The following is a 17,679-nucleotide window of genomic DNA, read 5'->3' as shown; positions in this document are numbered from 1 at the left end:
GGCCCCTGGACCCCGGCTTGACGAACGCCCCAATTGGGCTTCCTGGTTAATTCCGGCCGGCCGATCGCGGTTCCCTGCCTAACATGGACGAGCCCCGTCCACGCCCACAATCCGTCAGAACGCCGCCACCATGCCCGCACCGGCCTACCGTCCCTGGGAAGTCGAAGTCTTCTTCGACGGCGCCTGCCCGCTCTGCCGCCGGGAAATCGCCATGCTCCGCCGCTGGGACCGCCGCGGCGTCATCCGCTTCACCGACATCGCCACACCCGACTTCGACCCGACACCGCTCGGCCAGACCCAGGAAGCCCTGATGGCCGAGATCCACGGCCGCCTGCCCGACGGCACGTTGATCAAAGGAGTCGAAGTCTTCCGGCGACTCTACGCCGCCGTCGGCCTGGGCCCGCTGGTCCTGCTCACGCGGCTTCCGGTCGCCTCGCACGCCCTCGACTGGGGCTACCGCCGGTTCGCCCGCAACCGCCTCAAGCTGACCGGCCGCTGCCCGACGGGAAGCTGTACCATTGAAAGCTGTCCCCTGCCCCCCGCTTCGCCACCCCGCGACGGCGTTGCGTCGAACAGTCTCACTTCGAAATCAGGGTGAACTCGAACTCCGTCTTGCCGGGCCCGACCTGCTCCTTCAGTTCCGACTTGTCGTTGAACCGCGGCGGAACGGCCTCGACCATGACGTCGATCATCCCTCCCATGTCGGGATCCGGAACCTTCTTTCCGCTCGGCTTCCTGGACCGGATCTCCACGCGGTACGTCCCCTCGTTGGCTCCCTTCTCCTTGGGAATCGAGAAGGTGCCGTTGGTGATCGGACCGCCGGAAACGCGGAGAGCGTCCGTCTCGCCCGGAGGAAGGAACGAGATCGTCCCCCCATCGAGCGGCATTCCATCCAGCGTGACCTTGCCGGTCAGGGCGTACCGCGTCGGTCCGGAATCCGCCGGGCCGCCGCCGCCGCAGCCGATGGCCAGCAAAGACATCCCGATCACGCAAACGGCCGGCAGCCTGAACGTCCCCATGATCTCGTCACTCCTCACACGCTCAAAGGTGAATCATTACAAGAAACGACGGCCCGAACTCTTCGGGCCGTCGATCGGATCCGCAGAGATGGATGACCTTAGAAGTCGCCCACAGTTCGCCCGTCGTCCATGAACAGCAGGTTGTTGAGGATGAACCCCGGCCCCGCCTGGTTGGTATTCATGCCGATGCAAGTCGTCGTGTCGGCCGTGGCCGGATTGATGGCAATGTTTTCGCCGACGAATCGCACGGCTCCGTCGCAGAGCAGCACATTCGCCCCGCCCACGTGATTGCTCGCGATTCCGTGCCGGACGCAGCCGTTGTCTGCGCCGATGCCGTTGGCAGTCGACGTCGTGGGATTCGGCGTATTGATCGGGAAGTTGACCCGGAACTTCCAGCCGGCGTCGCTGATGTCGTTCCGTCCCCAGACGATCGCCGCGGTCTGTCGGGCCCCCGCCGGGTTCTGCTTGAGCGACCGTTCGGCGTGCATCAGGACGTTGCTCGTTCCGTCGAGAATGTCGCGGATCCGGGTCCGTGTGTTGACGTTCGAGATGATCTCACTGACCGGGTAGTTGCTCTTCGAGTAGCCGCGGTAGAACGGATTCACATCCGGTCCCGTGTCCGACGGACACATGTAGGACGGAAACGGAGTCTTCAGCAGTTCCTTGCCGTCCCACGTGAACGACTCGAGCGGCAGGCCGCAGGGACCGTCTCCCGGTGTCACCCTGTTGTAGATCGCCCCCTGGTCCATGTAGGGGAAGATGAAGACGTGGCCGCCCCAGAAACGCGTTGCGTTGACTGGCACGCACTTCGGCGGCGATGTCGTCGGCGCAGTCGGATCGATAATCCCCGGCGGGAACGTCCCGTGTGTTTCGTGGTAGCTGTGCATCGCAATCCCAATCTGCTTGAGATTGTTGCGGCACTGCGACGCGCGGGCGGCTTCCCGAGCCTGTTGAATGGCGGGGAGCAGAATGGCCACCAGAACGGCGATGATGGCGATGACGACAAGCAGCTCAATCAGCGTAAAGCCGCGCTGCCGGCTTAAGGGGGCGGACATGGAGAACTCCACTGGCGACGGGATCGAACAGAACGTTCGCGAACTTCAAACGGGAAGGGACCAACCAGAGTAAGCCTCTACCCGCAGAAAGGCAATTCGCCAATTCCGCGCCGCGCCCGCTTTTTTGCTGCTGCTTCGTCTCGCGGTCGATTGCGGCGTGACGCGGCGGGCTTACTTCGCGGGCTTCGCCGTCAGACTGTCGATGACGTAATCCACCGTCCGCTTGTGCTTCACATCCGCCGCCCCGGGATAGACGAGTTCGCAGGGAACTCCCGCCTCCTTCAGCTTCTCCTGGAGCTTCACGCCGAAGTTGGCGGTGTGGGTCGGGTCCTTTTCGTCTTTGCCGAGTGCCGGCGGAGCTCCGTAGGACATGTAGATCGGGGGATCGTCTGAAGTGACGAGGGCGTAGGGGGAGTACTCCTGGATCCACGGAAGAATCCGTTCCCGCTCCGAGAGGAACATCGCAAAGTCCGTCACCGGCTTGCCGTTGACCTCTTTGAAGATCCCGAAGGCGTGGCTGCCGTACTTGCTGTTGGGGGTCCACTCCTTCATCTGCTGCGGGTCGAGCGTGGTCTGGGCACCGTTGACCGCGGCGCACAGGAGCCGCGTAGACTCGCGGGCGATCGGGTCGTCGCTCTTCGGATCCGCCAGATCGTCATGGAAGGCGAGCCAGAGGCTCGTGCAGGCGCCGGCGCTTCCGCCCGAAGCGGCGACGCGGGTCTTGTCAATGTTCCATTCCTTCGCCTTGCTGCGGACGAACTGCAGGGCCCGGGCGGCGTCGTGCAGCGGCCCCTTGACCGGCGGGACGACGTTGTCGGCCATCGCCTCGCGAATGAACCGGTACTCGACCGAGACGACCGAGATCCCCTCTTTCAGGTAGTTCGGGACCGATGGTCCGAAGCCGCGGAGCCGATCGCCCCCCTGCCAGCCGCCGCCGTGGATGTAGAACAGGAGCGGCGCTGGTTCTTTGGTGTCCGCCTTCCAGAAGTGGAGCACCTGTTTGGGGTGTGTTCCGTAGGCGACGTCGGCCATCGTCGGTGCGGGGCCCGTCGCTTCCGGACCAGTTGCGGGCGCCTTCCGGGGGGCGGCGGCCGGTTTGGGGGCTTCCTTCGGCGGGGTTTTGGGAGCCGCCGGTTCCTGAGCGGACGACAGACCGGCCGCGCCGGAGATCACCGCGACGGTCAACAGGCTGGCCAGTGAAGAGACGACTGTGCGACGCATGCGGGACCTCGCAGGAGGATCGAGACGAACGCATGGATCATGGCGCGCCGGGCTCACGAATGCCACATCCCACCGGGTCCAGGGGCACCCTGGTCAGGGGGTGCAGGGGGCAGAATGCCCCTTGCCCGCCGGAGGCCTGACCGTCGAGAGACGTCTGAAGGAGCACGTGTCCAAGCGCGGACACCGTGTCGTATGCCCCCTCACCAACCCGCAGGGACTGCGGAGCGAGCGATGAGTCCTCAACGCCGTTTGCCCAAAGGGGACGTCCGTTGTGTCCCACGGTTCCTCAACGAAAATGCCTCCGGGGTCAAGGGGGCCCCCCTTGACCCCGGCTGCCGTCGCACATTGGGTCTGACGTAGCATCGCTGCGCCGGCGAGGACGTGATTCAAACCAGCGGGTTGTTCAATCGCGCCGCGGGAGCTAAACCGAAGACTCCCATCCGCGTTCCACGTAAAGCCTCGCGATGCTGGTCCACCACCTGAACTGCGGCTACCTCCACGCTCCCCCGAACCCGAAAGTCGGCTGTCACTGCCTGCTTCTCCAAGAGGGGAACCGCCTGGCCCTGATCGATACCGGAATGGGGCTCGACGACGTCCGCGCACCCGTCGAACGGTTCGGCCAGACGCTGATCGACCTCGCCGGTTTCCAGTTCCGCGAAGAAGACACGGCGGTCCGGCAGATCGAGGCGTTCGGGCTCGATCCGGCGCGGGTCACCGACATCGTCCTCACCCACGGCGATCCCGACCACGCCGGCGGACTGTCCGACTTTCCCGCGGCGCGGGTTCACGTCTGCGACCGGGAGCGTGTGGCGATCGAGGAGAGGGGACCGCGCTACCTGCCGGTCCAGTTCGCGCACGGCCCCCGCTGGTACGTGGTCACGTCTTTTCCGGACCGCTGGTACGGAGTTCCCGCCGCCCCGCTCCCGCTCGCCTTCGACGCGCCGGTGCTCCTCGTCCAGCTTCACGGCCACACCCTGGGACACTGCGGCGTCGCGGTCCGTCAGGGTGACCGCTGGCTCCTGCACGTCGGCGATGCCTACTACCTCCGGGTCGAGCTGGAGACCGACGACCATCCGGTCGCGCAACTGGCCGCGATCCGGGCTGACGACGACGCGGCCCGCCGGGCGAACCTCGAACACCTCCGCCGGATCGACCGGGAACACCCGACCGAAGTCACGATGTTCGGATATCATGACCTGGGCGAACGGTCCTTGTAGAGACGGAACCACGCCCGGCCTCGGCTGTCCCGTACCTTCCCGAAGGACGATTCCCACCCCGCCATCATGGACCACCCGACCCCGGACGACGACGCGTCGACTGAGCCGACTTCGGCCTCGTCGACGCGGCGGGAGCGACGGGCCGGGGCCTGCGAACTCTGCGGGCGGCGGGTGAAGCTGACCTTCCATCACCTGATCCCCTGTCGCGTCCATCGTCGTTCGCGGTTCGTTCGGCGGCACGGCAAGCAGGAGATGCAGACGCGAGGGCTCTTTCTCTGCTCACTCTGCCACAACGGAATCCACAATCTGATCCCGGATGAGAAGACGCTGGCCGAGTCCTACAACACCCGCGAGCTCCTGCTCGCTCACGAGGGGATCGCCCGGCATGTCGCCTGGGCCGCCAAGCAGAAGTAGGTGCATGTTTCGCTTGTCGGTGAAAAACTCTGACGCGGAGGATCTAGAGGGACCGCCTCGTTCGACTCGCAATCATCGGGAGGGCGAGGCTCCAGCCGAGCCGCGGCGGTGGAGAACGTTCCCAATCGCTCCTCGGCGCCAGTCCGAAATAAGCAGTGGTGGTGGCGTTGGGAGGTCGAGGCGGTAGAGGGATCGCGGTTGCGAACCTTCGCGGCTCAGCAGGAGCTTCGCCCTCCCAATTCTCGCGATCCGGCCGCGAGGCTCGACAGGCTCTCCACGCACCCGCACCAACGGCAGGTGTCGGCGCCGCGTGGTCTCCGCGTGTCGACCATTGGCCGCTGCTCACGAAGCGGCGTGGACGGACGAGCGGACGATGACGCCGTCGCCGATCTCCAGCACGTGATCGTCCGGTCGGATGTAGCGATGGTCGTGGGTGACCGTCACCACGGTCGCGCCGTTGTCCGCCTGGAGCTGCCGGAGGTATCCGAAGATCTCCGCGCCGGTCTTGCTGTCGAGTTCCCCGGTCGGCTCATCGGCCAGGATCAGCGACGGCCGTTTGAGGAGTGCCCGGGCAATCGCCACCCGCTGCTGCTCTCCTCCCGAGAGGTGGGCCGGGCGATGGTCGAGCCGGTGGCCCAGGCCGACCTGCCTGAGCAGCGTCTCCGCTGACTCGCGCCGCTCTCCTGAAGTCCCGAGCGGGATGTAGGGGACCAGGACGTTGTCGATGGCATCCAGGTTCGAGATGAGGTTGAAGCTCTGAAAGATGAACCCGACTTCCTGCCGGCGGAACAGGTCCCGCTCGCCGTCCGTCATCGCGGCGATGTCCCGTCCGTCGACTTCGATCCGCCCGGAGGTCGGCTCGTCGAGCGCGCCGAGCAGGTAGAGGAGCGTGCTCTTGCCGCTCCCCGAGGGACCGACGATGAACGTGAACTTGCCCCGCGGAATGGAGCAGGTCACTCCCCGCAGAACCGGGATCTCGACGTCCCCGCGGTGGTGCGTCTTGACGAGGTTTTCGACCTGAATCATGGGAAGGGAGGACGAGGGTCTTGGGACAAGAGACCGGGGCCGGAGGGAGGACGGCAGCGCGCGGGTTACGGCTTCTTTTCGGGAGCGGCGGCGGGCTTCTCGGGTTCCGGCTTGGGGGGCTGGAGGGTGTGGCTGAGAAGCCAAGTGTAGAGCTCGGGGTTGTCGTAAGTTTCGGTCCAGGAGTCGTGGGCTGCTTCGGGGTAGACGGTGAGCTTTGGATCGCCCCCCTTCTTCTTCATGTTCTCGACCATGATCTCCGAGCGGGAGAGGGGGACGACCGGGTCCTTGGCTCCGTGAAAGACCCACGCCGGAACGTGGGCGATCTTCTGGGCCCAGTAGGCTTCCCCTCCGCCGCAGACCGGCGCGATGGCGGCGAAGCGGTGCGGTGCGCGGAAGGTGAGGTTCCAGGTTCCGAAGCCACCCATGCTGAGGCCGGTGACGTAGACCCGTTCCTTGTCGACCTTGTAGTGGCGTTCGACGTCATCCAGCAGGGCCAGGAGGACGTCCGAGTTCCACCAGGAGTCCTTCGGACACTGGGGGGAGACGACGATGAAGGGGAAGTCTTTCCCGGCGGCGATCAGCTTGGGGAGGCCGTGCGTTTTGACGAGATCGAGGTCGTTCCCGCTCTCGCCGCGGCCGTGGAGGAAGAGGACGAGGGGCCACTTCTCCTGCTGGTCGTAGTCTTTGGGCAGGTAGAGGAGGTAGTCGGCCGTGACCCGGATCTGGACGTCGAGCTTGGCCCCCTTCTGGCGGTCTTGGGGCTCATCGGCCATGAGGGAGATGGTGTTCCATCCCAGGAGGGCTGCGACGATCCAGGCGATGCGCATGGGAAGAAGTTTCGCTGGGGGCGAGGAAACAGGAGGCTGCCATGGTACTCGGTTGCCTCGGTTCCCGCCTCCGCGATGGGTGTCCATAGCGGAACCCAACGCCGCCCACTCACCGGGTCCAGGGGCACCCTGGTGGGGAGTGCAGAGGGGCAACGCCCCTTTGCCCGCCGGAGGCCTGGCCGTCGAGAGATGTCTGAAGGAGTGAGTGTCCAAGCACGGACAACGTGCCGTATGTCCCCCCTCACCAACCCGCGGGGATTGCAGAGCGAGTGGTGAAGTCCTCAACGCTGGAACCACAAAGCGGACGTCCGTTACTTACCACGGTTCCTCATGAAACTGCCTCCGGCGGCAAGGGGGCGTGGCCCCCTTGACCCCAGGCTGCCATGGCACGTTGGGTTTGAGCGAGCAGAGTCGTGCCGGCCAGCGCGATTTGCGCCGTCGCTTACGGCTCCTGGACCAGGCCCATGCGGATCAGCTTCGACCGACACTCATCCCGCTCCCGCGACCGGGTCAGCTCCTTCCAGCTCACATCCTGCGCGGCCAGGAACATCTCCTGGCTATACGGCGGAGCCGCGCCCTTGCCCGCCGCATCCGCCGTCAACCGCTGAATCACACCCATCTCCAGCCGCGACAGGTGACTCGCATCCCGCCGGTAATCGACAAACGCCTCCCACACCACGGGGAACAGCGGCGCCAGAATCTTCTCCCCCATCGTCGTCGCAAACTGCCGGATCTCCCACTGGGCATGGCTGTCCATCCGCAGCGCCAGGAAGTGAAGCAGGTTGTGCAGGTCCACCTTCCAGTAAGCCTCGGTATAGGTGCACAGCGGCAGGTCCTTCCGGGCCTGCTCGCGAGCCACCCCCGCTTCCAGCCGCTCGTTGTAAAGCCGCTGCGCCGCCCGCTGGAACTCCTTCTCCGTCTCGGTCAACCGCACGCCGGTTTCGTGCGGCAGATGCGCACCGCTTCCCTGCCGGTTCACCTCGGACTGCATCCGCCACTCGTCCGGATCGGTCGTCTGCGCCGAATCGATCGCCACCGAGTACCGCGTGCTGTACTCATTGACGTTCGCGGTCCGGTGCCGGATCCACTGCCGCCAGCAGTCCATCGGAACCCGGACCAGGAACTTGATCTCCGCCATCTCGAACGGAGTCGAGTGCCGGTGCCGCATCAGATACCGGATCAGCGTCCGGTCGTCGGAAACCTGCTTCGTCCCCGCCCCGTAGCTGACGCGGGCCGCCTGCACGATCGCCGAGTCATCCCCCATGCAGTCGACGAGACAGACGAACCCGTCATCCAGGACGGGGAACTTCTTCCAGCGAAGCTCTTCAATCAGCGGCACATTGGGCATGAACGCGATCCGGGATCACAAGGGGAGAGAGTGTGCGCTCCAATGCGCGGGGAGAAATTAGAGCAGTTCTCGCGGCCGGCGCGAAACGCCCGGGGCTCACGGATCGAGCGGGCAGCCCGACGTCAGCCGCTCCGGTGCCCCGGCGGCGTCGAAACCGCCCGCGGACTCGACGTTTGCGCCGGCCAGCCGATCGGTGATCTCCCGCAGCATCCCGGCGGAAAAGCCGGGCCACAGCCGATGGATCGTCCCCCCCTCCAGAACGAGCGCCGTGTAGGCGGACCGCTCCGCCCCGTACTGCCGGGCCAGCGCCCCGTCGGGATCGGCGACGAGCCGGAACGGCGTCCGGAACCGGCGTCCCCACTCGGCCGTCTCGTCCGCGCTGCCGCGAACGATCCCGACGACCTGCGCCCGCGAGCCGAGATACGCCGCCAGCCTCTGCGTCAGCGGCTCGTACTCCTCGCTGCAGGGACACCCCGGCAGGATGAAGACCACAACGGTCGGCAGCGCGGGCCCCGGCAGCGGAGGAACCGAACGTCCCGCCGCCGCGTCGGCGGCATCGGCCATCCACTGCGTCACCGGATGCCCGACGCGCGGAGGAACGAATACGGCCGCCAGCGCCGCGGCGGTCGCGGCGATCAGCAACGCGATTTGAACGATGCGGCGCCTCATGCCTCGACCTGCAGCGCGGGTTGCGGCTCCGGAGCGGGATCCGCATCGCGGTCCGTTTCGGCATCACGCGACGCCGCGCCGCGGATCTGGAGCACCATCGCGGCGGTCGCCAGACAGAGGGCCCCGGAGGTGAGGAACGCCCGCTGGTAATCCCCCGTCCACGACCGGATTGCGCCCGCCCCATAGGCAGCGGTCGCCGCGCCGATCTGGTGCGCCGCCACGATCCAGCCGAAGAAGATCGGAGCGCGGTTGCGGCCGAAAATGTCGGCGGTGAGTCGCACGGTCGGCGGGACGGTTGCGATCCAGTCGAGGCCGTAGAAGACCGCAAAGATCGTCAGTCCCCACGAGGTGTCGGCCAGGCCGAACGGCAGGTAAACGAGCGACGCCCCCCGCATGCCGTAGTACCAGCTCAGCAGCACCCGGTTGTCATAACGGTCCGACAGCCATCCCGACGCCGTCGTGCCGGCCAGGTCGAACAGTCCCATCAGGGCCAGGAGCGCGGCAGCGCGGACTTCCGGAATTCCCTGATCGACACAGGCGGGAATCAGGTGCGTCCCGACGAGGCCGTTCGTGCTCGCGCCGCAGACATAGAAGCTGGCGGACAGCAGCCAGAAGTCGCGCGAGCGGAATCCCTCGCGGAGCGCGTTCAGCGCTTCGGCCAGAGGATTGGCGGTGAGAGTCGGAGGAAAGTCGACTGCGTCCTCGGGGGCGCCATATGGACGAAGCCCGAGATCGGCGGGACGATCCCGGAGGAGGAAGGCGACGAGCGGCATGACGAGCACCAGGGCCCCGGCGACGACAAACGCGGCCTGACGCCAGCCAAGCTCCTGGACAACCCAGGCCAGGACCGGGAGGAACACGAGCTGGCCGGTTGCGGTGCTGGCGGTCAGGACGCCGAGGACGAGGCCGCGCTGCGTCGAAAACCAGCGGTTGACGACGGTCGCTGCCAGGACGAGGGCGGTCATCCCGGTCCCACCGCCGACAACCGCCCCCCACAAGACGATGAGCTGCCACGGCGCCGACATCAGCGTTGTCAGGGCGACGCCGGTTCCGACGATCGTGAACGAGATGAGCACCGTCCGCCGTACGCCCAGCCGCCCCATCAGGGCGGCGGCGAAGGGGCCCATCAGGCCATACAGAAACAGGTTCAGCGAGACGGCCGCGGAGATCGTTGCCCGACTCCAGCCGAACTCCCGTTCGAGTGGGACGATCAGGACTCCGGGAGTCGCCCGGACCCCGGCGCTCGCCAGGAGAATCAGGAACGTCACACCGGCCACGATCCAGGCGTAGTGCAGCCGTCGGGGGGCTTCCATGAGGTCAATCTCAACGGGGCGGAGGGACCGGGCGAGGGACGCTGATGTCGTCCGTCTCCCAGGACCGCCGCCGATTCATTGCGTTCGCAATTAAAGAGATATATTGTGATCGCAATCCAAAATTGACAAGGGGAGACGGGAGCGGGCGGAATGCGAGTCACGAAGGCGCAGGCAGCGAAGAATCGAGAGGCGATCCTCGAGACCGCTTCGAAGCTGTTTCGCGAGCGCGGAGTCGACGGCGTGGGTGTCGCGGAGGTGGCCAGGGAGGCCGGACTGACCCACGGCTGCCTCTATGGCCAGTTCGAATCGAAGGACGCCCTCGTGGCCGCCGTCTGTGCCCATTCGCTGGCCCGCTCCGCCGAGCGATGGGAACAGCGGTGTGCCGAAGCCCCGGCCGAACCGACCGCGGCGATCGCGGCCCACTACCTTTCTCCCTCGCATCGGGACCAGGCGGGCGAAGGCTGTCTTCTGGCGGCGCTCGCGTCGGATGTGGCCCGGCACGGTGATGCAGCGCGACAAGCCCTGACGGAGGGGCTCCGTCCGCTCCTGGCGATCCTGGAACGCTACGCGAACACCGGCCACCCCGACTCCGACCGTCGGGCGGCCCTCGCCCGCATGGCAGAACTCGTCGGCGCCGTCGTTCTCGCCCGGGCCGTCGACGATCCGGCCCTGTCGGATGCCTTCCTGGCCGCCGTCGGCCCCGGTCCGGTCACTGCCGGCCGTTCCGCCCGCCGCAAATCGGCTTCCTCAAACTGACATCGCCGTCCGACCGTCCCGCATGGAGGCCGATCGACGGAAAGCCCGTTCTCGCGGGGATCCTCGCCAACGGATTCCATGGGACGGGATCGGTCCGCCGCGCCGTTCCCCTGCCTTGTTGAAGCGGAGGGGGGTGTTAGACTGCGACGCTCTGCCGGGAAAGACCGCAGTCGGTTTTGGGACTGGGCCCTTTGCGGTCAGTCGAATCAGTGCAGTAAGTCGAATCAGTCGTTTTTGTTACGGAGAAACGCATGGCCCCCGCCGACATTCGTCGGGTCATTCTCGGCATTCTGGAGCGGATCGCTCCGGACGAAGACCTGTCCGGCCTGAAAGACAACGTTCCGTTCCGCGAGCAGATGGAACTGGACAGCATGGACTTTCTCGACATCGTCATGGAGCTGCGGAAGATGTACCGCATCCAGATCCCCGAGGCGGACTACCCGCAGCTCGGCACGATGGACAGCACGGTCACCTACCTGACCCCGCTGCTGAAGGACGCTCCCGCGCCGTAGTCCGGCCCGGTTCGTTCTCGGTTTGTGTTTGTCACGCAGCGATCGCCCAGAGCGGAGAGCCGGTTTCCGGCTCTCCGTCGGCGTTTCCATAGATAGCCCGAGATCCCTGCGATCGCGGGCGCGACCCCAGGTCCCTGCCATGGTCTCGATTCGCCCCGTCACCCGCGCTCTCGTTCCCGTCAGCAGCGACGCCGCCCAGCGGGTCTCCGCTCCCAACTACGACGAGTTCCAGTCGGACAAGGAGATCTGGGACCTCCTCCAGCAGCGGCCGGAGAACATCCTGCGGGTCAAGATGCCGCACTGCCATGTCGCCAAGGCAGAAGAGATTTACGCCGAAGACGACGCCCGCGCGATGCCGCACGCCGCCGAACAGTGGAAGTGGCTCCGCGAAGCGAGCGGACTCGTCCGGGAGATCCCGAACCTCCTCTGGGTTTACCAGATCGTCTCCCCCAAGCGCCCGCACGTCCCGCAGATGGGCCTTGGCGGCTACGGCAAGACGGCCGAGATCCGGACCGACAAGACCCCCAACGGCGTCGTGATCCGGAACGAAGGGATCCGCCAGGAGAAGGCGGAAGGCCGGGCCAAGCTGATCCGGACAATCAAGAGCTACATCGGGACCGTCAACCTGGCTGTCCAGGACAAGTCGGGCGACCTGCTGAAGTCCCTCGAGGGCTACGCCGCCGCCCGACCGTGCGACTACGAGGCGACCGACGAGGCGGGCAACATCCATCGTGTCTGGCTCGTCACGAAGAGCGACGAGATCCAGACCTTCACTGACCTGTTGGCGAAGGAGCCGGCGGCCTACGTCGCCGACGGCAACCACCGCAGCGCCGCCGCCGCCTCGCTTGGCTACGAAAACTTCCTGACCGTCTTCTTCCCGACGGGCCGTCTCGGCCTCGAGCCGTACAACCGTCTCCTGCCGGGTTGCGGGCTCTCGACCGCAGACCTCCTCAAGAAGCTGGAAAAGAGCTTCACCGTTGCCAAGCTCGGCCCGCTGCCGTCCTACCGGCCGGACAAGGTCAACGTTGTCGGCCTCTATGTCGACGGCGAGTGGTACCGTCTGGAGCCGAAGGCGGGCGTGTTCGATCCGAAGGACGCCGTCCAGACGATCGACTCCGACATGATCCAGCGGCTGATCATCGATGACGTCCTGGGGATCCAGGATGGCCGGGACAAGCGGCTGAATTATGTCGGCGGCAACAAGGACTCGGTCTACCTCAAGCAGCGGGTCGATGCCGGCGAGTACAAGTTTGCCCTCTCGGTCGCGCCGGTGACGATGGACCAGTTCGTCGCGGTGTGCGAGCAGAACAAGTTCATGCCGCCGAAGTCGACCTGGTTCGACCCGAAGATCCGCAGCGGTCTTGTGATGGCACTGTTGGACTGACCGGTGCCTTCCCTGGGGTGGGTACGTTCGCCGAGTGAGTCCGATCCCGGTGTCTCAATCTCGTCCTTGCCGGTACAGCGCTGCTACGTCAAACCCAACGTGCCACGGCAGCCGGGGTCAAGGGGGCCTCGCCCCCTTGCCGCCGGAGGCGCTTCCATGAGGAACGGTGGTAAGCAACGGGCGACCGCTTTGTAGAAGCGGCGTTGAGAACTCACTGCTCGTTTTGGAATCCCCGCGGGTTGGTGAGGGGGCATACGGCACCGTGTCCGCGCTTGGACACGTGCTCCTTCAGATATCTCTCGACGGCCAGGCCTCCGGCGGGCAAAGGGGCGTTGCCCCTCTGCACTCCCCACCAGGGGTACCCCCTGGACCCCGGTTTACTCGCGCGATGAATCATCCGCGCGGCCTCACGCCATCGTCGGGCCGTCCAGCAGACCGGCATCGATCAGCATGTTCCGCGTCTCCCGCAACGGAAGCCCGATCACATTCGAAGGGCTACCGTCGATCATCTCGACAAACACGCTGCCCGCCCCCTGCAGCCCGTAGCCTCCCGCCTTACCGACCGGCTCCCCCGTGTCGAGGTACCAGTCGACCATCGCCGGTTCGGCCAGCGTGAAGACGACCTTCGTGCGGACGACGCACTCCCAGTTCCGCTCCCCGAGTGACAGGCAGGCGCCGGTCACGGCGAAGTGTGGACGCCCCAGCAGATAGCGGTGAAACCAGCCGCGGACCACCTCTCGCCAAGACTCGTCTTCGGGGGGCTGCCCCAGGACTGCCAGCTCTCCTTCCGCTTCTCCCACGATGACGGTGTCGGCGCTCAGAACGGCGGCTGCCGGGTCGGAGTGAGCCCGGACGTCCTCGTTCTTGACCCGCACGATTTCGAAGAGGCGGGTTTCGATCTCGGCCCAGCTCGCCAGTCCGTTGAAGCCCGCTTCGTCCGAGCTGCTTGGGGGGCGAACGACGATCCGCTCCTGGGGGACGAGCTGTGCAAGCAGATCGCGCCGCCGCGGTGAGCGGGAGCCGAGCACGATGGGAGAACGGGTCAGGGCGCTCAATTGGGGTGCAACCATGATCCGGAGGGAGATGTCGGAGCGGTCGGTTCGCAGAGAGGGCGCCGGGCCCGGAGTCACTATCAGGAGCGCCGCGGGGCCTCGTGGCGGAGGCCCGAGTCGTCAGACCGATCCTTCGGTGGTCTGTCCGTGCTTCTTCATCACGGTGTGCCACTCCTCTTCGGAGAGGGTGAGGGCTTCGTCGATGATCATGATCGGGATGTCATCCTTGATCATGTACTTGAGGCGGGTGGCCGGATCGGTGCTGACCAGGGCGTCCCCTTCGAAGACGAGGGGGGCGTGTGTTTGTGGGCAGCGGAGCAGGGGGAGTGTTCGTTCGAGACTCGACATAGGGACCTCCGGTGTCGCCGCGAATCCAGGCGTCGTGCGGTGGCAGGGGGAGGTGCTGACCGGACAGGGACCGGCGACGGTCGATGAGTGCATTCTAACTCTTGGTCGGCGGAGACTCGACAGCCGAAGCGGGAAATCGTGCAAGAAGAAAAGCGGGCCAGATCGCGCAAAACCGCGTGTCATTTCACCGGGTCCAGGGGCACCCTGGTGGGGAGTGCAGAGGGGCAACGCCCCTTTGCCCGCCGGAGGCCCTCTCGTCGAGAGATGTCTGAAGGGGTGAGTGCCCAATCGCGGACACCGTGCCGTATGCCCCCTCACCAACCCGCGGGGATTGCAAAGCCAGCGTGTGATGTGAGGGAGTCCTCAACGCCGGTTCCACAAAGCGGGCATCCGTTGTGTCCCACGGTTCCTCACGGGAGTGCCTCCGGCGGCAAGGGGTTGCCCCCTTGACCCCGGCTGCCGTGGCACGTTGGGTTTGAGGTGGCATGGTCGTGCCGGCAAGAACTCTCAGAGTTGGCTCGGCCCATGCCCGTTGATAGCGTGCCGGCACCAGGACCACGTTTCCCCGGAGCAACCCCTTTTGCCCACCCTCGGACTCGACATCGGCGGCGCCAACATCAAGGCCTCGGACGGACAGTCCCGCTCCGTCTCCCGCCCCTTCGCTATCTGGAAAGCCCCCGAGCGACTCCCCGAAGAACTGGCGTCACTCCTGGCCGACTTCCCCGAAGTCGATCACCTCGCCGTCACGATGACCGCGGAACTCGCCGACTGCTTCGCCACCAAGGCCGAAGGGGTCCGGAGAATCCTCGACTCCGTCCTCGCCGTTGCGGGCGAGCGAGTCGTTCTCGTCTGGCAGACCGCCGGCGAGTTCGTCTCAGCCGACCTGGCAACCGAATTCCCGCGCCTCGTCGCAGCGGCCAACTGGCACGCGCTCGCCACGTGGGTCGGCCGCTCCTGCCCCGAAGGATCGGCCCTGCTCATCGACTGCGGCTCGACAACAACCGACTTCATCCCCTTGCAGGACGGCCTCCCGTCCACGCTCGGCCTGACCGACGTCGAACGCCTCCAACACGGTGAACTCGTCTACACCGGACTGAAACGCACCCCCGTCTGTGCCCTCGCCCCGGCGGTCCCGTTTCAAGGCCGCCTCTGTCCGGTGGCGGCCGAGCTCTTCGCCACGGCCCTGGACGTGGCGCTGCTGACCGGCTCCGTCGCTCCCGACCCGCACGACCTCAACACCGCCGACGGACGTCCCGCGACCGTCGAAGCCGCCTGGAACCGGCTCGCGCATCAAATCTGCTGCGACACCGACGAGTGCTCACTCGACGAGGCCCGGCAGATCGCAGGGTTCCTGAGGGACCGCCAGCTCGAAGCGTGGTTTGCGGCGGAGCGGATAGTTGCCGCGCGGTTTGCACCGTGGCAGACCGTCATCACGAGCGGCGAAGGAGAAGCGAGTCTCGCCCCGCTCGTGGAGCAAATCGGGGAAACAGGAAAGACGATCCTGTCGCTCAACCAGATGCTTGGCCCCCAACACTCGCAGGCGGCGTGTGCCTTCGCCCTGGCCCGGTTGCTGGAAGATTCCTAGAGCGCAAAAACAGAAACGACGCCCATCGAAAAGGGGGCGTCGTTTGCAAAACCGTCTCGTCACCACCCGGCGGGCAGTGTTACTTCGTGGCGCCAGCCTTGAGGGCGTGCTGCATGCTCTCCGCCTGACGGCGGTAGCGGGTCGACTTGTAGTGGTACTGCCGCTGCTTCGGATCGCTGCCGGCAACACGGGCCAGGCGAGCATACTTCTCGGCCAGGAACAGCTTGACGTCGATCTTGTTCTGCAGTTCGGACATGACAAAGCCTTCGGTCGTTCGGGAAGCCCGGCAGTCTAGCAGCACGGACCGGAAACGCCAAGCCGCGCACCCCGGATTGCCGCCGGCTCCTGGGTAGCCCGCGGCCGTTCGGGAGGGATCGCCTCTTACTGCTGGCTGCCTTAGGACTTGCGCGAACGGATGACATCTGTTCCGACCCACGGCCGCAAGACTTCCGGGACGACGACGCTCCCGTCCTCCTGCTGATTGTTCTCCAGAATCGCGATCATCGCCCGCGTGCAGGCAATGGCGGTCCCGTTGAGCGTGTGGACGAACTCCGTCCCCTTCTTCTCCGGGACGCGGCAGCGGATTCCCAGCCGGCGGGACTGGAAATCTGTGCAGTTCGAGGCGGAGGTGATCTCGCCGTACTCGTTCCGCCCGGGCATCCAGGCCTCGAGGTCGAACTTGCGATACGCCGGTCCGCCGAGGTCGCCGGTGCACGTGTCGATCACCCGGTAGGGAACCTGCAGCCCCTGGAACAGCTTCTCCTCGATCCCGAGCACCATCTGGTGGAAGGCGTTCGACGCGTCGAGCGACGGCGCCGTGAAGCCGAACATCTCGATCTTCGTGAACTGGTGCACGCGGTAGATGCCCCGGCTCTGCTTGCCGTGTCCCCCCGCCTCCGTTCGGAAGCAGTGGGAGATCCCGGCCATCTTCAGCGGAAGCTTTTCGAAGTCGAGGATCTGATCCTTCAGCATCCCGCCGAGCGTGATCTCGGCCGTCGCCACGAGCGACAGGTCGGTGCCGTGGATCGAGTAGATCTGGGTCTCGGGACCGCGGGGCATGTAGCCGGTCCCCATGAGCACCTCGTCGCGGGCGAGGTCCGGCGTGCTGAAGATCGTAAACCCTTCCTTCCGAAGGGTCTGCACCGCGTAGTTGACCAGCGCCAGCTCCAGCAGGGCCCCTTCGTTCTTCAGGAAGTAGAACCCGTGCCCGGCGACCTTGGCTCCCGCCTCCAGGTCGACGAGGTCCAGCCCCTGCATCAGGTCGACATGGTCCTTGGGTGCGAACGAAAACGCTCGCTTCTCTCCCCACTCGCAGACCGTCTTGCTCTCGGTGTCGTCCTTCCCGATCGGCGCATCCGGATGCGTCATGTTCGGGACGCGCATCTGCTCGTCGCGGAGCTGCGTTTCAACCTCGGCGACTTCCTTCTCGGTCTGCTGCACCAGCTCCCGCAGCTCTTTGCCGCGGGCGACGAGCGTGGCCTTCTGGTCGGCGGGGGCCTTGGGGATCTGTCCGGAGACCTCTTTCTGCTCGCGCCGCAGCTCGTCCCCCTTTGAAATCAACTTGCGGCGCTCGCCCGCCAGGTCGACCAGCCGGCCCAAGTCCATCGGCACTCCGCGGTTCCGGCAGTTCTCCTCGACGAGAGCCCGGTTGTCACACAGAAATTGCAGGTCCAGCATGGTCGGAAAACGTCCATCGAAACGCGGAGAGGCTGTTCGCCGCGAGGGTTGAAACAACCGGAGTTTACGGCGGCGACACTGTACTTCCCCCACTCCAGCCTGTCATCAGGGCAGGCAATCTGCTGGAGGCTCGGGTTCGAACGACGTCCCCGCCGACACGGCTTCCATCCGCTCAATCCCATCGTTCCAAGGGCTCCCGATCCAGCGGGACGCTGGCGCGTTGATTGCTGCCCTCAGGCTGTCCAACTACGATTTT

The 17,679-nt window shown here is 65.9% G+C and carries 19 protein-coding genes; 7 read left to right on the top strand and 12 right to left on the bottom strand.

Annotated elements, in window-relative coordinates; all coding sequences use genetic code 11:
* Positions 1–130 precede the first annotated feature (130 nt).
* Positions 131–598: a thiol-disulfide oxidoreductase DCC family protein gene (locus VT03_RS12505; RefSeq protein ID WP_075093281.1), complete on the top strand. Its 468-nt coding sequence runs from the start codon at positions 131–133 to the stop codon at positions 596–598.
* Here the strand turns inward: VT03_RS12505 and VT03_RS12500 are convergent.
* The 3 genes from VT03_RS12500 to VT03_RS12490 all read right to left on the bottom strand — a co-directional run bounded on the left by VT03_RS12500 (position 579) and on the right by VT03_RS12490 (position 3,295).
* Positions 579–1,019, bottom strand: coding sequence for a hypothetical protein (locus tag VT03_RS12500; protein WP_075093280.1), 441 nt, complete (start codon positions 1,017–1,019; stop codon positions 579–581). The genes VT03_RS12505 and VT03_RS12500 overlap by 20 nt on opposite strands.
* A gap of 98 nt (positions 1,020–1,117) precedes the next feature.
* Complete coding sequence (locus VT03_RS12495; protein WP_075093279.1) at positions 1,118–2,074, bottom strand: DUF1559 domain-containing protein; 957 nt, start codon at positions 2,072–2,074, stop codon at positions 1,118–1,120.
* Positions 2,075–2,245: 171 nt separating this feature from the next.
* Complete coding sequence (locus VT03_RS12490; protein WP_156514451.1) at positions 2,246–3,295, bottom strand: alpha/beta hydrolase; 1,050 nt, start codon at positions 3,293–3,295, stop codon at positions 2,246–2,248.
* Positions 3,296–3,759: 464 nt separating this feature from the next.
* Here VT03_RS12490 and VT03_RS12485 point away from each other — a divergent pair, with 464 nt between their 5' ends.
* Positions 3,760–4,512: an MBL fold metallo-hydrolase gene (locus VT03_RS12485; RefSeq protein WP_075093278.1), complete on the top strand. Its 753-nt coding sequence runs from the start codon at positions 3,760–3,762 to the stop codon at positions 4,510–4,512.
* A 66-nt stretch (positions 4,513–4,578) separates the two neighbouring features.
* On the top strand, positions 4,579–4,926 hold the full coding sequence (locus VT03_RS12480; protein ID WP_197489315.1) for a hypothetical protein: 348 nt from the start codon (positions 4,579–4,581) through the stop codon (positions 4,924–4,926).
* Between the two features lie 342 nt (positions 4,927–5,268).
* On the opposite strand, the gene VT03_RS12475 is transcribed toward VT03_RS12480, so the two are convergent.
* The 5 genes from VT03_RS12475 to VT03_RS12455 form a co-directional block, all read right to left on the bottom strand.
* Positions 5,269–5,952, bottom strand: a complete 684-nt coding sequence (locus VT03_RS12475) for an ABC transporter ATP-binding protein (RefSeq protein ID WP_075093277.1) — start codon at positions 5,950–5,952, stop codon at positions 5,269–5,271.
* 65 nt (positions 5,953–6,017) lie between these two features.
* On the bottom strand, positions 6,018–6,779 hold the full coding sequence (locus tag VT03_RS12470) for an alpha/beta hydrolase-fold protein (RefSeq protein ID WP_082846165.1): 762 nt from the start codon (positions 6,777–6,779) through the stop codon (positions 6,018–6,020).
* 442 nt (positions 6,780–7,221) lie between these two features.
* Positions 7,222–8,127 (bottom strand): FAD-dependent thymidylate synthase, encoded by a 906-nt coding sequence (gene thyX / locus VT03_RS12465; RefSeq protein ID WP_075093276.1) that lies wholly within the window; start codon positions 8,125–8,127, stop codon positions 7,222–7,224.
* A 96-nt stretch (positions 8,128–8,223) separates the two neighbouring features.
* A complete protein-coding gene (locus tag VT03_RS12460; protein WP_075093275.1) occupies positions 8,224–8,796 on the bottom strand; it encodes a peroxiredoxin family protein in 573 nt (190 codons plus the stop codon).
* Positions 8,793–10,109 (bottom strand): MFS transporter, encoded by a 1,317-nt coding sequence (locus VT03_RS12455; RefSeq protein WP_075093274.1) that lies wholly within the window; start codon positions 10,107–10,109, stop codon positions 8,793–8,795. The genes VT03_RS12460 and VT03_RS12455 overlap by 4 nt, the downstream gene beginning before the upstream one ends.
* Before the next feature lie 150 nt (positions 10,110–10,259).
* Here VT03_RS12455 and VT03_RS12450 point away from each other — a divergent pair, with 150 nt between their 5' ends.
* The 3 genes from VT03_RS12450 (at position 10,260) to VT03_RS12440 (ending at position 12,761) form a co-directional block, all read left to right on the top strand.
* Positions 10,260–10,865, top strand: coding sequence for a TetR/AcrR family transcriptional regulator (locus VT03_RS12450; RefSeq protein ID WP_075093273.1), 606 nt, complete (start codon positions 10,260–10,262; stop codon positions 10,863–10,865).
* A gap of 251 nt (positions 10,866–11,116) precedes the next feature.
* Complete coding sequence (locus tag VT03_RS12445) at positions 11,117–11,377, top strand: acyl carrier protein (protein ID WP_075093272.1); 261 nt, start codon at positions 11,117–11,119, stop codon at positions 11,375–11,377.
* Between the two features lie 139 nt (positions 11,378–11,516).
* The gene (locus VT03_RS12440; RefSeq protein WP_075093271.1) at positions 11,517–12,761 is read left to right on the top strand and encodes a DUF1015 domain-containing protein; all 1,245 of its coding nucleotides are present in this window, start codon (positions 11,517–11,519) and stop codon (positions 12,759–12,761) included.
* Positions 12,762–13,168: 407 nt separating this feature from the next.
* Here the strand turns inward: VT03_RS12440 and VT03_RS12435 are convergent, their stop codons facing one another.
* Both VT03_RS12435 and VT03_RS12430 read right to left on the bottom strand, forming a co-directional pair.
* A complete protein-coding gene (locus tag VT03_RS12435) occupies positions 13,169–13,831 on the bottom strand; it encodes a Maf family protein (RefSeq protein ID WP_075097088.1) in 663 nt (220 codons plus the stop codon).
* A gap of 102 nt (positions 13,832–13,933) precedes the next feature.
* Positions 13,934–14,161 carry a Trm112 family protein gene (locus VT03_RS12430; RefSeq protein WP_075093270.1) on the bottom strand — a complete coding sequence of 76 codons (228 nt, stop codon included), beginning with the start codon at positions 14,159–14,161 and terminating at the stop codon, positions 13,934–13,936.
* A gap of 580 nt (positions 14,162–14,741) precedes the next feature.
* Between VT03_RS12430 and VT03_RS12425 the strand changes: the two genes are divergently transcribed.
* On the top strand, positions 14,742–15,746 hold the full coding sequence (locus VT03_RS12425) for a hydantoinase/oxoprolinase family protein (protein WP_075093269.1): 1,005 nt from the start codon (positions 14,742–14,744) through the stop codon (positions 15,744–15,746).
* A 79-nt stretch (positions 15,747–15,825) separates the two neighbouring features.
* Here the strand turns inward: VT03_RS12425 and VT03_RS34195 are convergent, their stop codons facing one another.
* Together VT03_RS34195 and serS are read right to left on the bottom strand one after the other, a co-directional pair.
* Positions 15,826–16,002, bottom strand: a complete 177-nt coding sequence (locus tag VT03_RS34195; protein ID WP_197489314.1) for a hypothetical protein — start codon at positions 16,000–16,002, stop codon at positions 15,826–15,828.
* Positions 16,003–16,142: 140 nt separating this feature from the next.
* Positions 16,143–17,423 carry a serine--tRNA ligase gene (gene serS, locus VT03_RS12420; protein WP_075093268.1) on the bottom strand — a complete coding sequence of 427 codons (1,281 nt, stop codon included), beginning with the start codon at positions 17,421–17,423 and terminating at the stop codon, positions 16,143–16,145.
* Positions 17,424–17,679 lie beyond the last annotated feature (256 nt).

This window comes from Planctomyces sp. SH-PL14 (genome assembly GCF_001610835.1).
GTDB lineage: Bacteria > Planctomycetota > Planctomycetia > Planctomycetales > Planctomycetaceae > Planctomyces_A.
Note: the sequence above shows the minus strand (reverse complement) of the source record. Positions and strands in the feature narration are given on the sequence as shown.